Genomic DNA, 3601 nt, shown 5'->3' with positions numbered 1-3601 from the left:
CCGGGCGCGGCCCGTGGTGGGGGAGCCGCGGGGCAGTGGCGGGATGGCCGCGGGGCGCCCCGATGCCCCCGCCCGTCCGATACCCGGCGGACCGCAGCCCGGAAACGCGCCGACAGGGTTGCACTCGAAAGGGTTGCACTCGAAAAGACCGCACCCAAAGGATCCCACATGGACAAGATTCGCAAGGAAGCCCTGCAGGTGACCAAGGAAATCGTGGTCAAGTTCATCGAAACCCAGCGGGTTTCCCCGGCGAGCCTGGGCGAGGTGTTCCCCTCCATCTACCGTGTGGTGCTGGAATCCATCGCCACCGACGGCGCGCGCGACGGCCAATCCCCCGTGGTTCCCGCGGCGTCAATCGGCACCGAGCGGGAGTAGCCCCACATGGACCGCACCGCCACCACCTGCCCGAAGGCCGCCGCGGCGCCCACGGACAGCACCCGCCAGTCCGATCCGTGCGGGCACGCCCGCAGCGTTTCCGGCATGTTCGGGCGCATCGCCGACTGGTACGACTTGCTGAACCGCGTGCTCAGCGGCGGGCTGGACAAGTACTGGCGCTATCGCCTGGTGCGCCACGTGGTGCCCGGCCCCACGGGCCGCGTGCTGGACCTGGCGGCGGGCACCCTGGATGTTTCGCTGGAAATCGTGCGCCAGCACCCCGGCACCCGCGTGCCCGCGCTGGACTTTTGCCGTCCCATGCTGCAACGCGGGCGCGGCAAGCTGTTCGGCGAAACGGCGCGCGCCATATGGCCCGCCACGGCGGACGGACGCCGCCTGCCCCTGGCCGACGCCAGCGTGGACTGCGTGACCATCGCCTTCGGCATCCGCAACATCCTGCCCCGGTCGGAAGCCTTTGCCGAAATCCTGCGGGTGCTGGTGCCCGGCGGACGGCTGTGCGTGCTGGAATTCGGCACCGGCAAGACCCCGGTGTGGCGCGGGCTGTACAATTTCTACCTCAACCGGGTGCTGCCCATGGTGGGCAAGGCCGTTTCCGGCGATACCGGCGCCTACCGCTACCTGGCGGACACCATCATGGCCTTTCCCACCGCCGACGAACTGGCCGGGGAAATGACGGCGGCAGGCTTTGGCAGGGTGTTCCACCTGCCGCTGACCTCGGGTATCGTACGCCTGCACGTGGCCGAAAAGCCCCTTGTCCCGGCGACCGGACCGCAGCAGGCCGGGGCGGCCCAGATGGATGCTGCCCGGACGGAAACGACCGCGCAGGAGCGGCCCGCCCCCAGAACGCGCAAGGCCGCGCCCGCCGAGCCTGCGGCACTCTCCAAGCCTGCGGCATCTGTCAGACCCGGCGCGTCCGCCGCCGTGAAAACGCCAGCCCCTGAGTCGGCTGCAACGGACGCGGCTGTAACGGACACGGCAGCAACGGACGCGGCTGCCGGGGCCAGCAGCCAGGCAACGGGTGACAAGGCGGCAAAAACCGGCGCGCCGGGTACGGTGCAGGGCACCCTGCCCGGTGCGGCAACCACCCAGAAAACGGCAAAAAGGAAACGCGCCGCCAGCGGCGTCAAGGCGGGGAAGAAGGCGCGCTAGCCGCACGCGGCAACGCGGGGAGCGGAGATTGGGGGCGGAGCCGTCAGGCCGACATGTAGCGGGCCAACACGCAGCAGGCTTGCACGTGTCAGGTCGGCACGTGCAACCGACGTGCGTCAGACCAGCATGCGCCGGGCCAGCCAGACCACCAGGACGCCCACGCACATGGCCGCGATGCCCATGCCCCGCAGCATGGCCGGTGGCTGGTCGGACAGCGACCGCAACACCGGGCGCATCCGTTCGGCAAACAGGACATACGGAATGCTTTCGATGACGAAGGCAAGGCCCACGGCGCAGAGCAGGGTATTCCAGTCGATATGCATGCAAGCCTTCTCACACGGGGGCGCCGCCCGTGGCAACCCCCCGCCCCAACGCGGCTTCCCGCCGACAGCCGCCTCGGCATGCCCGGTCCGGGAGGGCATGCGCGGCAGGGCCAACCCGGCCCCGGCCGGAAAACGACCGGCATGCAACCGGCATGCAACCGGCACGCAACGGGCAGGCAACCGGCCACCATCGGCAGCAACCGGCCCGCAGGGCCGGAAACAGGACAACCAACAGAGTGAACGACATGACCACTTTTGATGCCATCGCCCGCCGCGAATCCCCCGTGGCAGTGGTGGGCCTGGGCTATGTGGGCCTGCCCCTGGCGGTGGCCCTGGCCCGACGCTTCGACGTCATCGGCTTCGACATCTCGCGGGGCCGCGTGGACGAGCTGACCGCCGGGCACGACCGCACCGGCGAGGTGGCCGACGCCGACCTTGCCGCCACCACCGCCCGTTTCACCTGCGACGGCGCCGCCCTGACCGCCGCCGGGGTGATCATCGTGGCCGTGCCCACGCCCATCGACAGCCACCGCAACCCCGACCTGACCCCCGTGGAAAAGGCCTCCACCACCGTGGGCCGCCACATGTCGCGCGGCTGCGTGGTGGTGTACGAGTCCACCGTGTACCCCGGCGTCACCGAGGACGTCTGCGTGCCCATCCTGGAACGCGAATCGGGCCTCGTCTTCGGGCGCGACTTCACCGTGGGCTACTCGCCGGAGCGCATCAACCCCGGCGACAAGGTACACACCCTGGAAACCATCATGAAGGTGGTCTCCGGCAGCGACGCCCCCACCATGGACCTGCTGGCCGGGCTGTACGGCAGCGTGGTCACCGCCGGGGTGCACCGCGCTGCCAGCATCAAGGTGGCCGAGGCCGCCAAGGTCATCGAGAACACCCAGCGCGACCTGAACATCGCATTGATGAACGAACTTTCGCTGATCTTCGACCGCCTGGGCATCGACACCCTGGAAGTGCTGGAGGCGGCGGGCACCAAGTGGAACTTCCTGCCATTCCGGCCCGGCCTGGTGGGCGGCCACTGCATCGGGGTGGACCCGTACTACCTCACCTTCAAGGCAGAGGAACTGGGCTACCACCCGCAGGTCATCCTGGCGGGCCGCCGCATCAACGACGGCATGGGCAAGCATGTGGCCGAAACCGCCGTCAAGCAGATGATCAAGGCGGGCTGCCGCGTGGACGGGGCGCGGGTGGGCATCCTGGGGCTGACCTTCAAGGAGGACGTGCCCGACCTGCGCAACACCCGCGTGGTGGACGTGGTGGCGGAACTGCGCGAATACGGAGTGACGGTGCTGGTGCACGACCCCATGGCCGAGGCCGCCGAAGCGCAGCACGAATACGGCCTGGACCTTGCCACGCTGGACGATTTCACGCAGCTTGACGCGCTGATTCTGGCCGTGGGTCACAAGGCGTACCGTGCAATACCCCTGTCCGTCATGCGTGGCTGGTTCGCCACGCCGGACCGCGCCCTGCTGCTGGACCTGAAGGGGCTGCACGATGCGCAGGCCGCGCAGGATGCCGGGTTCTTCGCCTACTGGCGATTGTAACGGGGTCCGCGCACCGGCCCCAAAGGACGGAAACGCCATGCTCGCCAGCCAACGCCGCAAACGCCTGCCCCCCGCCCCCGACGACGCCACGCTGCGCGCGGCCCTGCGCCGCACTGCGGAAGGGAAACAGGCCGACGACAGGGGCGCGGCGGAAGATCCGCGCACCGGCCC

General features: G+C 69.6%; 4 protein-coding genes. 3 read left to right on the top strand and 1 reads right to left on the bottom strand.

Features of this window, described 5'->3' with window-relative positions; all coding sequences use genetic code 11:
- The first annotated feature begins 168 nt into the window (after positions 1–168).
- Positions 169–375: a hypothetical protein gene (locus FVW20_RS09860; RefSeq protein WP_196609292.1), complete on the top strand. Its 207-nt coding sequence runs from the start codon at positions 169–171 to the stop codon at positions 373–375.
- A 6-nt stretch (positions 376–381) separates the two neighbouring features.
- Positions 382–1545 carry a ubiquinone/menaquinone biosynthesis methyltransferase gene (locus FVW20_RS20150; RefSeq protein WP_196609291.1) on the top strand — a complete coding sequence of 388 codons (1164 nt, stop codon included), beginning with the start codon at positions 382–384 and terminating at the stop codon, positions 1543–1545.
- A gap of 116 nt (positions 1546–1661) precedes the next feature.
- Here the strand turns inward: FVW20_RS20150 and FVW20_RS09850 are convergent, their stop codons facing one another.
- Complete coding sequence (locus FVW20_RS09850) at positions 1662–1868, bottom strand: DUF2065 domain-containing protein (RefSeq protein ID WP_167125086.1); 207 nt, start codon at positions 1866–1868, stop codon at positions 1662–1664.
- Positions 1869–2113: 245 nt separating this feature from the next.
- On the opposite strand from FVW20_RS09850, the gene FVW20_RS09845 reads away from it, so the two are divergent.
- Complete coding sequence (locus FVW20_RS09845; RefSeq protein WP_196609290.1) at positions 2114–3430, top strand: nucleotide sugar dehydrogenase; 1317 nt, start codon at positions 2114–2116, stop codon at positions 3428–3430.
- Positions 3431–3601 lie beyond the last annotated feature (171 nt).

It is taken from the genome of Nitratidesulfovibrio oxamicus (assembly GCF_015731765.1).
In the GTDB taxonomy this organism is placed as follows: domain Bacteria; phylum Desulfobacterota; class Desulfovibrionia; order Desulfovibrionales; family Desulfovibrionaceae; genus Cupidesulfovibrio; species Cupidesulfovibrio oxamicus.
The sequence above is the reverse complement of the archived record's forward strand: the minus strand, read 5'-3'. Positions and strand labels throughout refer to the sequence as shown.

Coding starts and splice junctions, on each gene's coding strand:
- FVW20_RS09860 (WP_196609292.1), top strand. CDS start 169: ATGGACAAGATTCGCAAGGAAGCCCTGCAGGTGACCAAGGAAATCGTG.
- FVW20_RS20150 (WP_196609291.1), top strand. CDS start 382: ATGGACCGCACCGCCACCACCTGCCCGAAGGCCGCCGCGGCGCCCACG.
- FVW20_RS09850 (WP_167125086.1), bottom strand. CDS start 1,868: ATGCATATCGACTGGAATACCCTGCTCTGCGCCGTGGGCCTTGCCTTC.
- FVW20_RS09845 (WP_196609290.1), top strand. CDS start 2,114: ATGACCACTTTTGATGCCATCGCCCGCCGCGAATCCCCCGTGGCAGTG.